21 protein-coding genes are annotated in these 16395 nt (G+C 41.3%); 20 read left to right on the top strand and 1 reads right to left on the bottom strand.

From position 1 onward, the window contains the following. The first annotated feature begins 52 nt into the window (after nt 1–52). The 20 genes from P8596_RS17700 to P8596_RS17610 all read left to right on the top strand — a co-directional run bounded on the left by P8596_RS17700 (nt 53) and on the right by P8596_RS17610 (nt 15568). Complete coding sequence (locus P8596_RS17700) at nt 53–664, top strand: CGNR zinc finger domain-containing protein (RefSeq protein WP_279724488.1); 612 nt, start codon at nt 53–55, stop codon at nt 662–664. Nucleotides 665–780: 116 nt separating this feature from the next. Beyond that, nucleotides 781–2088, top strand: coding sequence for a hypothetical protein (locus P8596_RS17695; RefSeq protein ID WP_279724487.1), 1308 nt, complete (start codon nt 781–783; stop codon nt 2086–2088). Between the two features lie 116 nt (nt 2089–2204). Beyond that, the gene (locus P8596_RS17690; protein WP_279724486.1) at nt 2205–2630 is read left to right on the top strand and encodes an NUDIX hydrolase; all 426 of its coding nucleotides are present in this window, start codon (nt 2205–2207) and stop codon (nt 2628–2630) included. 383 nt (nt 2631–3013) lie between these two features. After that, on the top strand, nt 3014–3868 hold the full coding sequence (locus P8596_RS17685) for a DUF2785 domain-containing protein (RefSeq protein WP_279724485.1): 855 nt from the start codon (nt 3014–3016) through the stop codon (nt 3866–3868). 12 nt (nt 3869–3880) lie between these two features. Continuing rightward, nucleotides 3881–4168, top strand: coding sequence for a ribosome small subunit-dependent GTPase A (locus P8596_RS17680; protein ID WP_224519276.1), 288 nt, complete (start codon nt 3881–3883; stop codon nt 4166–4168). 34 nt (nt 4169–4202) lie between these two features. After that, a complete protein-coding gene (locus P8596_RS17675; RefSeq protein ID WP_224519277.1) occupies nt 4203–5102 on the top strand; it encodes a GNAT family N-acetyltransferase in 900 nt (299 codons plus the stop codon). Between the two features lie 17 nt (nt 5103–5119). Further along, entirely contained in the window at nt 5120–5662 is a 543-nt protein-coding gene (locus P8596_RS17670; protein WP_224519278.1) for a DinB family protein, read from the top strand. Nucleotides 5663–5677: 15 nt separating this feature from the next. Continuing rightward, nucleotides 5678–6508: a GNAT family N-acetyltransferase gene (locus P8596_RS17665; protein ID WP_279724484.1), complete on the top strand. Its 831-nt coding sequence runs from the start codon at nt 5678–5680 to the stop codon at nt 6506–6508. 419 nt (nt 6509–6927) lie between these two features. Continuing rightward, nucleotides 6928–7203 carry a hypothetical protein gene (locus tag P8596_RS17660; protein WP_224519280.1) on the top strand — a complete coding sequence of 92 codons (276 nt, stop codon included), beginning with the start codon at nt 6928–6930 and terminating at the stop codon, nt 7201–7203. A gap of 68 nt (nt 7204–7271) precedes the next feature. Next, a complete protein-coding gene (locus P8596_RS17655; RefSeq protein WP_279724483.1) occupies nt 7272–7757 on the top strand; it encodes a GNAT family N-acetyltransferase in 486 nt (161 codons plus the stop codon). Nucleotides 7758–7846: 89 nt separating this feature from the next. Beyond that, a complete protein-coding gene (locus P8596_RS17650) occupies nt 7847–8527 on the top strand; it encodes a phosphopantothenoylcysteine decarboxylase domain-containing protein (RefSeq protein ID WP_279724482.1) in 681 nt (226 codons plus the stop codon). Nucleotides 8528–8588: 61 nt separating this feature from the next. After that, nucleotides 8589–9503, top strand: a complete 915-nt coding sequence (locus P8596_RS17645; RefSeq protein ID WP_279724481.1) for a S66 peptidase family protein — start codon at nt 8589–8591, stop codon at nt 9501–9503. Nucleotides 9504–9693: 190 nt separating this feature from the next. Next, entirely contained in the window at nt 9694–10038 is a 345-nt protein-coding gene (locus P8596_RS17640; RefSeq protein WP_279724480.1) for a hypothetical protein, read from the top strand. Between the two features lie 85 nt (nt 10039–10123). Continuing rightward, entirely contained in the window at nt 10124–10423 is a 300-nt protein-coding gene (locus P8596_RS23915) for a TIGR04104 family putative zinc finger protein (protein ID WP_224519285.1), read from the top strand. Nucleotides 10424–10555: 132 nt separating this feature from the next. Continuing rightward, nucleotides 10556–11023 carry a hypothetical protein gene (locus P8596_RS17635; RefSeq protein WP_224519286.1) on the top strand — a complete coding sequence of 156 codons (468 nt, stop codon included), beginning with the start codon at nt 10556–10558 and terminating at the stop codon, nt 11021–11023. Between the two features lie 23 nt (nt 11024–11046). After that, on the top strand, nt 11047–11313 hold the full coding sequence (locus tag P8596_RS17630) for a hypothetical protein (RefSeq protein WP_224519287.1): 267 nt from the start codon (nt 11047–11049) through the stop codon (nt 11311–11313). Between the two features lie 47 nt (nt 11314–11360). Further along, complete coding sequence (locus P8596_RS17625; RefSeq protein WP_224521036.1) at nt 11361–11846, top strand: GNAT family N-acetyltransferase; 486 nt, start codon at nt 11361–11363, stop codon at nt 11844–11846. 53 nt (nt 11847–11899) lie between these two features. Next, on the top strand, nt 11900–12370 hold the full coding sequence (locus P8596_RS17620) for a GNAT family N-acetyltransferase (RefSeq protein WP_224519288.1): 471 nt from the start codon (nt 11900–11902) through the stop codon (nt 12368–12370). A gap of 40 nt (nt 12371–12410) precedes the next feature. Beyond that, the gene (locus P8596_RS17615) at nt 12411–13631 is read left to right on the top strand and encodes a GNAT family N-acetyltransferase (protein ID WP_279724479.1); all 1221 of its coding nucleotides are present in this window, start codon (nt 12411–12413) and stop codon (nt 13629–13631) included. 26 nt (nt 13632–13657) lie between these two features. Then, on the top strand, nt 13658–15568 hold the full coding sequence (locus tag P8596_RS17610; RefSeq protein ID WP_279724478.1) for a S9 family peptidase: 1911 nt from the start codon (nt 13658–13660) through the stop codon (nt 15566–15568). A 109-nt stretch (nt 15569–15677) separates the two neighbouring features. Here the strand turns inward: P8596_RS17610 and P8596_RS17605 are convergent, their stop codons facing one another. Continuing rightward, complete coding sequence (locus P8596_RS17605) at nt 15678–16313, bottom strand: class I SAM-dependent methyltransferase (RefSeq protein WP_279724477.1); 636 nt, start codon at nt 16311–16313, stop codon at nt 15678–15680. Nucleotides 16314–16395: the final 82 nt, after the last annotated feature.

Raw genomic sequence — 16395 nt, 5'->3', positions numbered from 1 at the left:
GTTTCTAACTGTCAATATGTATTATGATGGTTAGAGTAAAGGAGTCATGATTATGTCAGAAACAAACCCTTATATGATGGTCGGAGAACGACTATGTATGGATTTCATCAATACCGTCAGCTGGCGGGAAAGTACGGAGAAAAGGCGGGACTGGTTTACGAGTTACACCAAATTGGTCGACTGGTCCCTACATGCTGAAGTGTTGACAATTCAACAGGCACAAGATCTTCTTAGTGAAGCAGAGGAAAACCCCTCAAAAGCAGAAGATGTCCTGAAGCAGGCGATCGAACTGCGTGAAGTCATGTATCGAATGTTCAAAAGCATTTCAAAGAAAACCCCGCCCCCCGAGCAGGATCTGGCATGCTTCAATGAATCCATGAGCCACTTCTATCGTTCATTGCAAGTCATACACGAGAACGGCGAATATACTTTGAAGTTCAAACAAACAGATAATCCCCTGGACACCATGCTGCCACCCATTCTACAATCAGCTGTCGATTTACTCACTTCAAAAAATGAGTTGGAGAGGGTCAAACAGTGTGAGGGAGACCCTTGCGGATGGTTATTTTTCGATACGAGCCGGAATAAAAGTCGCCGATGGTGTTCCATGGCAGATTGTGGGAACCGTGCGAAGGTGCGGAGGTTTTATGAGAAAGGGAAGTGACGATACTCGGTCACTTTCCTCATTATCTAGTCATCAACCAAATAGGATAAGTATGTCAGAAAGATTGACGTACTTTTTTTCAATAGGGAGTTCAAAAATCGAAGGGACGAATGCAATTGAAACGACTATGGGTCATAATGGTCATCCTTCTCTTGGCAGGGTGTAATGCCGCTGAACAAGGAGAGAAATCTTCTAATGAAGTAGAAAAACCTCCTTCAACAGAAACAAAGACAATTGGAAATCTTAAAGAGGGTTACACTTTCGAAGAGTTCATGGAAGATCATGAGGTCTCGTTGAAGGGGACTGACATTCCTTACAGGGTGGAAGAAGAGTTTACAGATCAATCAATTGCACTTGAAGGAAAGGCACAGCTCGGCAGGTATTATAATTATGGCTTCAATGAGCTAGAAGGCAGTCACTTTGTCATCAAGGTGACGAAAAAAGATGAGTTGGATTGGTATGTTTATTTACCAAGGGAAGGGTACCCGGATCTGTTTAAGGCGTTAAAGAAAGGACCGGTGGATGTGTACGCGATCGTTTCCATCCCGAAAGAGTATTTCGAAACGGGGCAGGGTCACCTTTCAATCGTTGAGGAGATCTTATATAAACAAAGCGGTGTAGAAGAAGAGCCGCTGGATGATGAACTGGCTGACTATATGAAGGAGCACTCCGTTGAGCTTACAGCAAGGGATATTCTGTACGACTTAAAGGGGATGTCAGATCGGCCATTTGCCCTCAGTGGGAACGCGCAGCTCGTGACCTATGCTTATGCCAGTGCATACAAGGACTTGGAGCCGACCCATTTCGTATTAAGTGTGCGGGACACCGTAAACAGTGAGGAGCAGCTTTGGAGGATCGTCTTCGACCGGGTGAAGTACAAGGAATTATATGAACAGGCGCTTGGGGGAATGGTCCATGTCAATGTCACCGCGATGGTGGAGGATGATCGTTTTACCGAATATTCCGGAACAAATGCTATGGGTCAGGATGTGGAGTTTGAACCGCTGGAACGCTATGCTGATACGTCGATGGAGGGGCAGGTCTATATGGAGGAAAACGGATTATCAGTCATCGGAAGGGAAGTATTGTATGATCCGATTTCCTATATCGAGGTACCTTTCTTTGTAGAAGGAACGGCCGAGATGGACCCTTATGCCACTGCCAGCGGAGAGTATGAAAATCTGCAGGACACCCATTTTCGGATAGATATCGTCGAAGATCCTTACGGTGAACAGTATGTCGATTATCCCCGTGCGCTGGAAGGGTGGTCGCTCTATCTTGACCGGCAGAAATATCGCCATATCTATGAGAAACTCAGCCAGGAAAAGTACCTTGATGTCATGGTAACTGCACGCATTCCCCGGGACAGATATAAGATGGGGCAAGGCGGGACGGCGTTGGTTGACAATGTGGTTATCAAGTAGTTTCTTTCCATTTTAAATTACCAGACAGGTTAAATTTACAAAAGTATTCAATTATACCTATGATGAGAATTGTTTCGCATTAGTAGTAAAGGGAAATATCACTGGAGCGTGAACCGATGCCCCCAATAAAAAAAGCATACGCCTACGTCACTAGAGTAAGAGATAGAAGGCTGCAAGTATTGGTATTTCAACACAAGGATATTCCTGAGGCAGGTATCCAGATACCAAAAGGGACAGTAAAAGAAGAGGAAGACACGTATAACGCAGTAATAAGAGAAGTTAGAGAGGAAACTGGAATACAAAAATTCGAAGTGCAAAAATTGATAGCAGCCGACTATTGGGAAAATGATGACGGTGCTATGCATAATAGGTATTTTTATAAGATCGTTTGTCATGAAATGGCTGACGAGTGGGAGTACAACCCAACAGGTGGAGGAGAAGAAGAAGGACTTACCTTTCAATTTTTTTGGATCTCATCCGAAGAAGAATTTGAACTAATAAGAGGTCACTCTGACTATTTGAAGCTGGTTTTTGATGAATAAGAAGAGAATCATATTATTGCAGAGGGCTTATCCAAAACAGGGTAAGTCCTTTTTTATATTTTAGAAAAAAAGGGGTTATTAGGGAAGAGGTATGAGGAATTGAGGTTCTTTTTTCTGAAAATTCAAATCCGTAATTGCTAAAAAAAACCAGTTTGTTATAATTGAATATGAATGGAATTTGATTTGTGAAGGAGGTTGTAAATCGTGCACTCAATGAACTTCATACCAGAACCATTACATGTACGATGTCCAAACCTTCTTATCGCATATAGTTAGTTAATCCTGAGATTTCTTAATCTTATTAGTATGTGGGGACTATCGTTTGTTGATAGTCTCTTTTTTTTATCAGAAGAGAGCAATTGATTCATGAGGAGGAAAAATAGATGGTGGATTTTCGATCAACCGAGTTTGTAATGGAAGAACATGAACTGAAAAAGTACTTACAAGAATATAAGAATGGACAAAAGCCGTGGGACGTAAAAAATCATGTTGGTCTTGTAAAGTCCATGATGAATTTCATCGGATCTACGGATAGTGAGCTTAGGGACAAATTGATTTACAGCACCTTTTTTCACTTAGCCATAGACAACCAGTTGGAGCATGATTTATTGAGTGATCTGCTGGATTACAGTTTAAGTGATGACATGTTATTCAAAGGGATTGGCGAAAACGGTACGGATACCGTGTTTACAAGGGCGTTTAGTTCACTTGTCATCGCCGTTATTTTATACAAGGATAATAAGGATGATTTTCTCTCCAGGGACGCTGTCTATAAAACAAAAGATCACTTAATCAACTACATCAACTCTGAAAAGGACCTGAGGGGCTTTGTCCCCGTGAAAGGCTGGGCACATAGTATAGCCCACGTGGCAGACGCGTTTGACGAATTGATACTCAATAAAAAAATGGAGCAGAAAGATCTTTTTGACATGTTACCTCCACTTTGGGAGAAGATCCTTGTATCTGAAAGTGTCTATGTTCATTCTGAAGACGAAAGAATGATCACACCGATCCTTGCCATGTTAGAAAAGGGATTGGACATAGTGGAAATAGAACACTTACTAAAAGGAATACCAGCCGAACTGAAACGTCGGAAAGAACATGTAAAGGAAGAAAATTATTGGTTTTTAGAAGCGAACTGTAAAACATTTTTAAAAAGCTTTTATGTAAAGATAAGTTCCCGTGAAGAGTTGATTTCTCTTCGTCGGGATATTGAGTTGTGTTTATCTGAATTATAGAGGAGGAAAGGGATGAAAAAGAATAAAATAGTCCGAGCATTCGTTGACCCCGAACACAAAGTAGAAGAGGGATATGAAGACATTCTAGAATTATCACGGGTGTGTAAGTATTCGAACTGCACACATATAACCGAGGAAGACTGCGCGGTTCAAAAAGCCATCCATGAAGGCACTCTTTCAGAAGAAAGATTTAACGCCTTTTATAAAGATAAAAACGAAGCAGAATATGTTTCCAAACAAAAGAATAAAACCAAGGCCATCGAGTATATGAAGCAAAGGGATCTATTTAAAAGATCTTAAATCGAAGTTGCCTTAAAATAAAGGGGTCAAAAATATGAATAAGCATGAACCTATCGAAATAGAAGGCGGATTAAGGTTGGTTTATCAAGAACCGAAGGAGTACACCCACTATTATTCCATTTACCATGGACAGAAATATGCAGATTCCTATTTTAGAAGGTCCTCAGATACGTTAGTGGAAGTGGCAACCATTTTTGACTGCGGATATTTCATCATGGAAGGCGAAACGATCATTGGTGGTGTACTTCTGAAACCTCATTTCATCTCGGATTTATTTGTAGTACCGCCCTATAAGGACTACGAAGGGTTGGCCAGCAAGCTATTAAACTATGTAAAAAAGATATCTGCGATTGAAGAAAACATTATTGTAAGAGAAGTGGTAGAAGAACATGTGGCAACGTATGAACAACTTGGATGCACGATTCAGGAAGTGAATGTATGGATGATTCGTCCGACGGAGCCAATGAAGACCACTCTTCCTGAAGGGTATAGTTCGAGGGCTGTAACAAGTGAAGATGCGGAGGATATCGCATGTTTACTTATGAAATCCTATAGTGCCAATCCGGCGTATAAGCAAATCGGCACGAAAGAAGATTATCTCCTTCACGTAAATGAATTTAACGATGTACACAAACGCAATAAGATTATGGATGAGTGTTCAAGAGTTGTGATCGATGCTCACTCGAACAACATTGTGGGTGTCTGTCTGCACATGGAATTTGAAGAATATCCACTTATCATGAGTTTAGTCGTGGATCCTGATCATCAGAAGAGGGGACTAGGACGTTACTTGTTAACCCACTCAATTAATCGGTCGAGTGCAGGATACCCGGCCACACGCTTATCTGTGATTGAGGATAATGCAGCGATAAAGCTTTATGAAGACCTTGGATTTCTTAGAAGTAAAACGATCAGTGATATGTATTTAGCATGAAAAAGGGAGTAGAAGCTATGATGAAGAAGCCAGAAACAAACGAATATCCCCCATATTATAAAGAGTATGTAAACAATGTACGAGATGGAGAACTGCTCCAGATACTCGAAGATCAACAAAAGGAGACCAAGAAACTGTTGATGGACTTAAGTGAGGAAAAGGCAGAATACCAGTATGCTCCAGGAAAATGGACCATCAAGGAAGTCATCGGCCACATAACCGACACGGAGCGAATCATGTGCTACCGCCTTCTCAGTATTGCCAGGGGAGAAAAGGGAATGCTGCCTGGATATCATGATGATGAGTATGTGAGGAGAGGGAATTTCAATCGGTTCTCACTATCCGACCTTCTCCATCATCAAGCCATCGTCCGCCAACACACCCTTCTTCTTCTAAGCAGCATGGATGAAGAAGCGTTGCGCCAGCGTGGGAACGCAAACGGCTCCGAAGTGACGGCACGTGCGATTGCCTACATTATTGCAGGGCATGAAATTCACCATCGAAGGTTGATCAAGGAGCGGTACTTGAATGACACTGTGACAAATAATAATAGTCAGTAGAAAGGATGAAGCCGGATGATTTCAGAGCTTGTTCCGACTGGATTTTATAAATGCAAGAAATTATTAGAGCACGATGGACCCTTGGAATCTAAAGCTGCCATTGAAGGTACGCAATCCGACCGCATATTTGTGGATGACCCTATGTCTCCTGCCTCTGGATTTATATGGCTGGGAAGTAATAATGGTTTTATCTTTATTGGAAACGAAGAAAACGCAGGATTTAATAGCCAGCTAAACCATCACTTCAATACAGTCATCAAACCAGACGCCAACAGAATGGGTTTAACAAGTTTTGAAGCGATAGGTGATCATCCAAAGTGGAATAAGACGATCAAAAACGTATTTGGTGAGAATCTGAAAGGGTACAATCAAAAAGTATTTGAATTACAAAAGGATCATTATATCAAGGAACATGAACCTCCTTTAGAACCAGGATATGAAACTGTTAAAATCACAAAAAGTGTTGTGGAAAACAACGGTTCCGAAATATATAGAAACATTGAATTTTTACAATCGAAAGTATTACAGTTTTGGCCGTTATTTGAAAGGTTCTTCCGTCAGGGTGTCGGGTATATGGTGGTTTATAAAAATGAAATTGTAAGCATTTGTTTCTCAGGAGTTGTAGCGGGATATGTGCACGGCATTGACATTGAGACGTTACCACATCATCAAGGGAAAAAGCTTGCACAGAGAGTCGCTCATGCTTTTGTTCAAGACTGTTTAGAAAATGGAATTACACCGTATTGGGATTGTATGGAGATCAATGAACCATCTGTATCAGTTGCGGAAAAGTTAGGTTTTCGGAATAAGCATAATTATATGTGGTATAGTGTCCCGTTTGGATGATTTCCTTTATGGAGGATCCTTTCCTATTTGCTGTTTATGTTCAATTCCTTAGGAAAAAGAAGTATTTTTACTTCGATTTTTTCAGAGTGGGTAACCGGGAGGAGAAAGAAATGAAGGGGGAATATTATGAATGAATATATGCAAAAATGGGAGAAAACGAGGAAAGGAGAGCTTAAATATATCCTATTTCAGTCATTGATGACAGGCGGCGCTTGTTTTCTGACTTTCATGTTGTTTAAGGTGGTCTTTAATACCGCATCACCAATAGGCGTATTGATTTATCAATCTATTATAATCGGCTTAGTAATATCGATTCTTTCCTGGATAGTAAATGAGAAAAGGTATAAAAAGTATCTATAGAAGTAGTAGAAGCGGTAAAGATTAGCTAGATAAGCTTAACTCGAAAGGAGGAGCTGTCCATGTGGTGGCAGTACTATGGCGATGCAGTGATTGCAGTATCAGGGCTGTCAGCAATATTGCTTCTGAGTTCGATTCATTTCTTCAGCGTGAAAAGTAAAAGAGGATTCATCATTCCATTAACCATATCCACTATAGGCTACATATCCTTTGTAATAGGTATCGTCTTGATACGAGGATTTGAAGGATTAGGATTTATGGTCTATGGTTTCATCATTATGGGGATAGGTCTCTTATATTACCTTGGAGTGGGGGTCTATAGGAAGATTAGATACTAATGACAATATGAGGTATAGCTGAATCGCTTAACAAGCATCAGCCCTCATGATAAAAAGGGGTGAAACCATTGTTGTCCACAGAAAGATGCGAGTTACATAGATTAAAAAAAAGTGATTCTCACCATATAAAAAAATTATACGACAACGAGCAGGTACGAAAATATTTAGGTGGCACCGTCAATGAAGAATCATTTAAACAGAGATTTCATGACATGATTCATTCACCCAATAAGGAATATCATTGGACTATTTTCAATAAAAGTTCCCAGGAATTTGTCGGGATGGTATTCCTAGACACCTATCATGACGGAATTCACACTGAAATCGGCTATCAATTTTTACCGGAATTTTGGGGGAGAGGCATCGCCAGAGAAGTCATTAATAAGGTATTGCATTATGGGATTCATACTATGCAATTAGACAGGGTCATGGCCGAAACACAGTCACAAAATCAGCCATCTTGCAGACTATTATTATCAGTAGGGATGAGGTTGGAGAAGAAAATTCAACGCTTTGGAAATGAACAATCGGTTTTTGCCTTTTCTGGTTCTTGAAGAGTCTTTATATTAAATGCAGAGTTATAATCAAATGGCCAGTTTATCATTGAAATACATATGAATTGAAAAAAATAGTAGGTGAATGTATGAGTTCATTAAAAGGTAAAAAGATCCTGATCACAAGCGGAGGTACGCTTGAGAAATGGGATACGGTCAGGGGACATACTAATTTAGCAAAAGGGACGATGGGGTGTTATCTAGCGGAAGAAGCGTTAAGCCATGAAGCAGAGGTCATTTATTTACACGGCTATTTTGCAAAGCTTCCTGAAAGTCATGGAAAGATGCGCTTGATACAATTTGAGGGGATAGAAGATTTGGGTGAGAAAATCAAATCGATTGTACAATCTGAACCTGTCGATGTGGTGATCATGGCAGCTGCCGGGTCAGATTGGGTTGTAGATAAAGTACTAGACCAACAAGGGAATCCTATTTTGGAAACAGGAAAAATGACGAGTGATGAACCCCCGATCATTCATTTTAAAAAAGCACCTAAAGTATTATCAGAAATAAAAAGATGGAATCCAAACGTCTTGCTTGTCGGATTCAAGTTAGAGCATACAGATGATCATGAGTACTTGTTCGAAAGAGCGAACATTCGAATGGATTCTTCCGGGGCAGATTTCATGGTGGCGAATAAAACAGGGTCTCTTTATGGTGAAAATGAAGAGCATTATATTGTTTCAAAGCTTCACCTTCCTCAAACGTACATAAGTAAGAAAGATACAGCAGAGGGGTTAATAGAGTTACTTGCAGAGCATGTAAACTAAATGATTGCGCCTTTGTTATGAATAAAATACTTCCAATTATGAAATGAGGTAGTGGAAATTTATGAAGAAGCCAAGGGCTTTACAAAAAGGTGATAAGGTCGCGATAATTGCCCCTGCTGGAGCCCCAGACAAAGAGCACCTGTTGCAAGGGAAACGTGTTCTTGAAGAGATGGGGGTTGAAGTCGTCCTTGGACGATATGTGTTCGATATGGAGGAGGATATTGCGGCACTGGATCAAAAGCGGCTGAGTGATTTGCACGAAGCCTTTACGGATCCTGCGATACATGGAATCTTTTGTGCTAGCGGAGGAGTTGGCACTGCTAGATTGGCTCCAAAGATTGATTATGAAATGATAAATAGAAATCCCAAAATCTTTTGGGGATACAGTGATATTACCTACCTGCTAAATGCCATTCAAAACTTCAGTAATTTGATTACTTTCCACGGACCGATGGTGGCATCCGACTTGAATGACGAAGTAAGGGAAAAAGAGACGGAAGCTTCCATTTTATCCTTGTTCACGGGTGAGTCTTTTACCTATGATTCTAGTGATTCGCCCCTCGCAATCCTGTTTGGTGGCAAAGGAGAGGGACGTTTGGTGGGAGGGAATCTAACTTTACTGACCAATGGGCTGGGGACGCCCTATCAAGTGAATGCGGATGGTGCGATCTTACTCATTGAGGATGTTGAAGAACCCGCATTCAAGATCAATTTGATGCTTACTCATCTCGAACAAGCAGGTGTGTTTGATTCGGTTGCAGGTGTAATCCTTGGTCAATTTCAATCGGAACCAGAAGAGCAAAAGAGAATCCAAAAAGTGTTACAAGATTTCTTTACCGGATCCTCATTCCCAGTTGTTGAGAATTTTTTCATCGGTCATTGCCAACCGAATTATGGAGTTCCTATGGGAGTGAACGCAAAACTTACTACATCACCACCTCGATTGGTGATTGATTCAGGCGTAGAAGTCATTTAGTACGTGTCGGCTCCTGTTATTCATTAGAAGGTGCCAAAGTCAAAAGCTACTTTTCTTTGCTCATTGAAGCAATCTTATCTTTACTTCAAATAATGTGACGTTCAAAAGAAAATGAATATTGCCAGAAGTGAAAAGGTTTGAAATAATGGGTATTTGTGGCAGGTGATTCTTTACTGAAAGGGCGGATACGATGAAACAACTATCTACCAATATATCTCTCATTATTTTAGCGCTATGTATTTTAGCTGGTGCATGGATGATTTCGAATGCCATACAAACCAGCGACTCTCAAAATGCGGATGAACAAGTTACGGTGAATATGAATTCAACAGAGGAACATCAATTGATGAGTTCTACTGAATTAAAAGATTACTTAGGCATTACCGACGAGCAATTAGAATCGATATACCCGAGAAAACAAGATGACGTTGTTATTAGTGAAATTCCATATATAAAAATGGGATATGAATACTACTTTCCTGTTAAAGCGATCGATCGATGGTTAGAGGAGACGGAAGGTAAATCTTTTCAGTGATAGGTAAACACTAGACTCATTAAACAGCTGAAGGCCATATCAAAGACCTTCAGCTGTTTACATTTTTTAAAGGGGGGATGAGACTTTGCAACACTGCAAGAACTGTCATACCCAATTCCAATGGAAAAAGGTCTACCGGTATTTGTGGGGCCCAATCATAAAACCGTTCAGATGTCATGCATGCAAACAAGAGCACTTGATAACGATGAAGGGGAGGGTCATGCTTAGTCTGTTGTATTTACCGGCGACACTCTTTATCCTGTTCCTTACTCCTTTCCAAAGCATAGTATTGAATCTTGGAATTGGGATGCTATTCATACTTATTGGCTCACTGCTGAGTCCATTCATAGTGAGGTTCAAACTTGAGCAAACCTACCAATCATAAATTTGACGTGGAAATCTCAATGAAAGGATGTTTACTATTAAAAAAGTTATTTTGTTACCTATATTCACCCTCATCACTATATTGGCCGCGTGTTCTAATCAAACCACATTTGAAGAATTTTTCCATAAAGAAATGAAGGAAAATGCAAAGGAATATGATAAGAAAGTGAATTATTCCTATTCCCTCATTCACAAAGAGGAAGAGGTCATCGAACCAAACGATGCAATCGCCGTATTTACAGAACATAATCCCCGGGGAGAACAAGTCTTTATCGCCTATTTCAAACAAGAAGGCGGTCAGTGGGAATGGAAGCAAACAAGGGGAGCGGAATGGGATACGCCTGTAAAGTGGTCGGCCATGCATCAGGAACCGTATATCTATTCCGGTGCAATCAGTGACTCTTCCATAAAGCAAGTATTTGCAGGGAGAGAGAAAGCCAATATCATCGAGGTGGAAGGCGATAAACGGTTTTGGTATGCAGTCAGTGATACTAAGGATGCAGAAGTGAAGGTCGTTAAGGAAGACGGAACGCAAGAAGTTATTGAGGAATTAGATGATAAAGAGCTAGAGGAATCGTCTGAGCAGTTTCATAATAGGTGAAAGATTGGTAGAGGAGGCATTCTATGAATCTTAGAATATATCGGATCATTCATCTCATCATAACCGGTATCATCACGATACCTATTACACTTTTTTTAGCAAGTGGAGGATTAGGGGAGAATTATACAGGGCACACATTTGTTTACCCTGACTTCCTTTCCATTATAGGAGTATGGCTTATCGGTTCTGTGCTCTCATTTATTAGAAAATCAGCAGTATTCGGCTTAGTCATCAGTGCACTACCGGCATTGTTTTTCATGTTAAATGTTCTCATTACATTCATCACATAAGTAAGCAGGATGATGATAGTAAAACTAAACCAAGGATGGGTGTAATGGTGGAAATACGGTTAGAAAAAGCAATAGTAAAAGATGCACCATCTATTTATGATCTTCAAGTTAAGTCATTTATGCCGCTATTGGAAAGATACAAAGATTATGAAACCAATCCAGCGAATGAGGACATTGAAAAAGTTCAGGAGAGAATCATTAGACCTGACGGTGGTTTTTATAAGATTTTGATGGAAGATAGACTCGTAGGTGCTATATGTGTTTATTGGAAGGAAGATGTGCAGTTCAGGATTAGCCCAATGTTTATTTTACCTTCTTATCAAGGGAAAGGGATCGCACAGAAGACGATCCTCTTAGTGGAAGAAATGTTCCCCCTGGCACATACCTGGGAATTAGCTACACTATTAGAAGAAAAGAGAAACTGTTACCTTTATGAAAAAATGGGTTATACCCAAACGGGAATCCGTAAGAAATTAAACGAAGATGCAACGCTCATCTTCTATAAAAAAGTCGTTAGCCATGGGGCAATTTAAAGACAAGTTCACTAAAGTAAGTAACCTACAAAGAACATCCTGGAGGAAATACGATGCAAACATATATCCGAGAAGCCACCAAAAACGATTACGATGCAGTTCATCGAATCCAAAGACAAGTGCACGAAATGCATACAAAGGAAAGACCAGACCATTACAAGATGGCAGATACCACGTTAGACCAGGACTATTTTAACAACTTAGTAGATGGAGAAAACACGAAGGTATTTCTATTAGAAGAAGTCCAGCCCATCGCCTATACCATTCTTACAATCAAGAATGCAGCAGAACGGCCGATCCTCATTCCTAAGAAAGTGGTTTATATGGATGACTTTGGTGTGGATCAGACGTTCAGAGGAAAGGGCTTGGGAAAAAGATTCTTTGGGGAAGTAGTGGAGTACGCCAAGACGATTGGTGCAGATTCACTGGAGTTAGGCGTATGGGAGTTTAACGAAAATGCGATTAAATTCTATGAATCCATGAATTTAAAGAATAAATCAAGGATGATGGAAATCCGTTTATAAGATTCTCTCAAGCTTTCAGAATTAGGGGAGGGACTTCAAATTGAAGGAAATAAGAGAAATCAATCATTCTGCATACGCATCATTTTGTTCACTTGCCAATGGGGCATTCCCTGGTTTACATGCCGATCAGTGGCTGCAGGGGCATATCGAAGAGACACCGAGCGAAAGCTTATATGGATTGTTCAAGGGGAATGATTTAGTGGCTGGCATGAGGACATTTCTGTTTGAAATGAACCTGAACCAAACCACCATCCCTGTTGGTGGAGTCGGGATGCTTGCCGTTGATTTGTTACATAAAAAAGAGGGGAATGCGTATCAACTAATCAAGTATTTTTATGAGCTTAATAAAGCCAAAGGTCATCATCTTGTGATGCTATATCCGTTCAACGTTTCCTTTTATAAGAGAATGGGATTTGGAATGGGGACACAAGTCTATCAATATTATGTCAGCCCATCCTCTTTTCAGAATGGTTCACGTAAAGAGCATCTTGAACACTTAGGCTATGAAGACAGAGAACTCATTCTGGATTGTTACAACCGTGTTTTTCAAAAAACGCATGGGATGACGAAACGATTTCCGACAGAGCGGGAATTGAATCGACCATTTAATTTTGGAAAAGTGGTTGGTTTTAAACAGGATGGTCAAGTACTTGGTTACGTATTGTATGAAGGTAAGGGGAAGGATCTTTACATACATGAGTTATTCTTCGAAACAAGGGAAGCGATTGAAGAACTATCTACTTTTTTACATCAACAGGCTGATCAATTTAAACGAATCATCATAAATGCTAACCGTGATGACCTCATTCACTTTCTTAGTTCACCTGAAAGTGGGATGGACACCATGCTTGATACAGCGCCTTCTGTTGACAATAAGCATATGGTGAACCTTGGGGTTGGTGTGATGTACAGGGCCCTTGATTGTAAAGGGTTATTGATGGAGCTGTACGAGAAGAAGCACCGATTTGGCCGTGCTTCATTAACGATAGGTTTTGAGATACAGGACGATCTGCAAGGTGACGAGTCAAAGAACTTCAACGTGACGTTTTCACACGGGGAGATTCAACATTTTCATGAACAGACAGTCGACACTATCGTGCGAATAGATATCTCCGAGTTTTCTTCGATGATCATGGGGGCCGTGACTTTTCGCTCGTTATATAAATGGGGCAAAGCAGAATTATCGAACCCAGCATATGTGAATCAAATCCATGACCTTTTCCACACGCATGAAAGGCCGGTATGTACGAAAGCATTTTAAGGTATTCAAGATGAAGGGGTATTTGAATGAATAAGAGTGATACATATTTAAGTATTGAAGAGCTTCTTTCCATACCTGCCATAACAGACTTACACATGAGTGAGGACGGACAACGTGTAGCATTTGTCAAAAACACGGCTGACTGGGAAGAGAATATATATAGGAATTCCATCGTGATATATGAAAAAGACAAGGGGGAATGCACCCCATTCACAGAGGGGACATCCCCACTATGGTCGCCGGATTCCACACGTTTAGGCTATCTTTCAGCTGGTGAGGGAGGTATGAAGAATCAAATCTTTGTGGAGTCAATTAATGGTGATGGCAGAGTTCGAATTACGAATGAAAAAGAAGGGGTCATTCAATTCAAGTGGGATCCTTCTGGCAAGGGGATTTACTATGTTACACCGTCACCGGAATCTGAGGAAATCAAGAAACGCAGGGAGAAGTATGGGGACTTTCACCATGTAGGCAAGGATTACCGGAACCATTGTTTATGGTACGTGGAAGTAAAGGATTTTACTAAACCTGATAAAAATGTTCCCTATCAACTGACGGATGGCAGGGATTTTCACATCCAAGAATTCGAAGTTTCAGCCGATGGGGAAAAGGTGGTGTTCATGGCTACGCCAAGCCCGGATGGGGAGGATGGTCAGAACGGAGAAATTCACCTGCTTGATCGCCCATCTGGAGATTTGCGGGAGCTGGAGGGAGATAAGGTAGTCGGAGGTAACGTATGCTTTTCTCCTCAAACTACGAAAGTGTGTTATACAGCGAGCTTACGTGAGAAGGGTTACTATAAGACTCATATCATGGACAGTACACTCGAAATCTATGATCTTACGAGTGGTCAGCGAATTCAACCATTGTTAGATTTTGACCATGCGGTTGTTCCCATACGCTGGACAGCTAAAGGGATTCTACTGATGTGGCAGGACAAAACGAATTATCGGATCGGGTTATTGTCTGGAGATGGGAAGTTGGACATGATAAGCGGAAAATCGGATGGCTGCATTATGGAAGCTTCAACAACAGAAGATGGAAAACATCTGGCCTATCGTAAGGCTGCACCGAATGAAACATTCGAAGTCTATGCAGATGGTGAAAAAATAACCAATGAGAATGCTCTGCTCCGGGGTAGTCTTACAAGTAACAGGGAAATCATCTCATGGAACAGCCGTGATGGTCTTGAAATTGAAGGGGTATTAACAACCCCGAAAGACATGGATTGGAATAAAAAACACCCTTTACTGGTCTTCATCCATGGCGGTCCGGACTGGGCTTCTTTCCCCATCCATTCAAGCTGCTTCAATGAAAAATATCCAGTTGAGTCGTTTATTGAGAAGGACTTCATCGTTTTGGAACCAAACTACAGAGGTAGTTCAGGATATGGGAATGGATTCTTAAAGGCAAACTACCGTAACCTTGGCATCGGTGACTACGAGGATGTGATATCCGGTGTTGATGCACTTGTGGACCGGGGGATTGCAGATGAAGATCGAGTCGGGGTGATGGGCTGGAGCCAAGGCGGCTTCATCTCAGCGTTCTGCTCTAACTACAGTGATCGATTCAAGGCTGCCTCGGTTGGAGGCGGCATAAGCAACTGGGTCACGAATTACGTGAATACAGATCTTCCTTCCTTTATCAGGATGCATGTAGGGGATACACCGTGGAATGACCCTGAGATTTATGCGAAAGCCTCACCCACGACCTACATTCAATCAGCCTCTACGCCAACCCTGATCCAACATGGGGAGAAGGATGCAAGAGTCCCCATTCCCAATGCTTATGAGCTCTATAAAGGACTCAAGGATATGGGAGTGGAGACAGAATTAGTTGTATTTGATGGCATGGGATATAGCTCTGACCAACCAGGGATACACCGGGCCATTATGGAGCAGAATTTGAGTTGGTTTTTACGGTGGTTGGTTGATTAGGGTTAACTAGGGACGGTTCCCGATTAACTTTTCACTAAAAAAGGGAATGGGGCAGGTACGCTGTGAACCAACATACCTGCCCCATGGCCATCTTTTTCTTAAAATCGAGCTATCGAGATGATGATTTAACCCCACATACAGCGACCGTATGATACCCCCGCGACACGGGTCCTTCCAATACGCGAAGGTCCGTAAACTTCAATTGTTCCATGATCGGGAGCAATTCACCTTGGATCATCTTCTTGATTGTAGTCCAGTCTTCGCCGTCTTTCCCATCGCAAAGCGTGATCAGGGCGGTTCCTCCAGGAGACAGCACCCTTTCAATTTCCTTAAATGATTTGGACAGGTCCTCCCAGAAGTAAACAGAATGGATGCTGAACACGGCTGTGAATTCTTCATCAGGGAAAGGCATTTCTTCAACGCTTCCGTGAACCAGTGCCATCTGCTTTTGTCTGATGGCTTTTTTATTACGCACAGCCGCTGATTGGAGAAGGGTTTCTGACACATCCAATCCGGTGAGATTGTGACTTACATTCGACGAAGCAATCTGTTTCATCGCAAATCCTGACCCGCATCCAATCTCAAGGATCCGTTCGTTTACCTGAAGCTGGAGATTTTCAATGGTCCACAGGGTTTCAGGCTTATGCTGACGGATCATTTTCTCTCCGATGAACCATCCAAGAACCCCTGTGGGCCGGCTATACTGGGTGTCCATGAGGTTCTGTAATTTTGCTTTCACATTCATAAAACGCCCTCCTTTTATTCATAGTGTATTTACACTATAATTTTCTTATAACTATTAAACAATCCTATATTACTTATAGTTA

The sequence above is a fragment of the Rossellomorea sp. DA94 genome, from assembly GCF_029834455.1.
Classification (GTDB): domain Bacteria; phylum Bacillota; class Bacilli; order Bacillales; family Bacillaceae_B; genus Rossellomorea; species Rossellomorea vietnamensis.
Note: the sequence above shows the minus strand (reverse complement) of the source record. Positions and strands in the feature narration are given on the sequence as shown.

Excerpts from the sequence above, each read along its gene's own strand:
- P8596_RS17700 (WP_279724488.1), top strand. The coding sequence starts at position 53 with ATGTCAGAAACAAACCCTTATATGATGGTCGGAGAACGACTATGTATG.
- P8596_RS17690 (WP_279724486.1), top strand. The coding sequence starts at position 2,205 with ATGCCCCCAATAAAAAAAGCATACGCCTACGTCACTAGAGTAAGAGAT.
- P8596_RS17685 (WP_279724485.1), top strand. The coding sequence starts at position 3,014 with ATGGTGGATTTTCGATCAACCGAGTTTGTAATGGAAGAACATGAACTG.
- P8596_RS17680 (WP_224519276.1), top strand. The coding sequence starts at position 3,881 with ATGAAAAAGAATAAAATAGTCCGAGCATTCGTTGACCCCGAACACAAA.
- P8596_RS17675 (WP_224519277.1), top strand. The coding sequence starts at position 4,203 with ATGAATAAGCATGAACCTATCGAAATAGAAGGCGGATTAAGGTTGGTT.
- P8596_RS17670 (WP_224519278.1), top strand. The coding sequence starts at position 5,120 with ATGATGAAGAAGCCAGAAACAAACGAATATCCCCCATATTATAAAGAG.
- P8596_RS17665 (WP_279724484.1), top strand. The coding sequence starts at position 5,678 with ATGATTTCAGAGCTTGTTCCGACTGGATTTTATAAATGCAAGAAATTA.
- P8596_RS17660 (WP_224519280.1), top strand. The coding sequence starts at position 6,928 with ATGTGGTGGCAGTACTATGGCGATGCAGTGATTGCAGTATCAGGGCTG.
- P8596_RS17650 (WP_279724482.1), top strand. The coding sequence starts at position 7,847 with ATGAGTTCATTAAAAGGTAAAAAGATCCTGATCACAAGCGGAGGTACG.
- P8596_RS17645 (WP_279724481.1), top strand. The coding sequence starts at position 8,589 with ATGAAGAAGCCAAGGGCTTTACAAAAAGGTGATAAGGTCGCGATAATT.
- P8596_RS17640 (WP_279724480.1), top strand. The coding sequence starts at position 9,694 with ATGAAACAACTATCTACCAATATATCTCTCATTATTTTAGCGCTATGT.
- P8596_RS17635 (WP_224519286.1), top strand. The coding sequence starts at position 10,556 with ATGAAGGAAAATGCAAAGGAATATGATAAGAAAGTGAATTATTCCTAT.
- P8596_RS17630 (WP_224519287.1), top strand. The coding sequence starts at position 11,047 with ATGAATCTTAGAATATATCGGATCATTCATCTCATCATAACCGGTATC.
- P8596_RS17620 (WP_224519288.1), top strand. The coding sequence starts at position 11,900 with ATGCAAACATATATCCGAGAAGCCACCAAAAACGATTACGATGCAGTT.
- P8596_RS17610 (WP_279724478.1), top strand. The coding sequence starts at position 13,658 with ATGAATAAGAGTGATACATATTTAAGTATTGAAGAGCTTCTTTCCATA.
- P8596_RS17605 (WP_279724477.1), bottom strand. The coding sequence starts at position 16,313 with ATGAATGTGAAAGCAAAATTACAGAACCTCATGGACACCCAGTATAGC.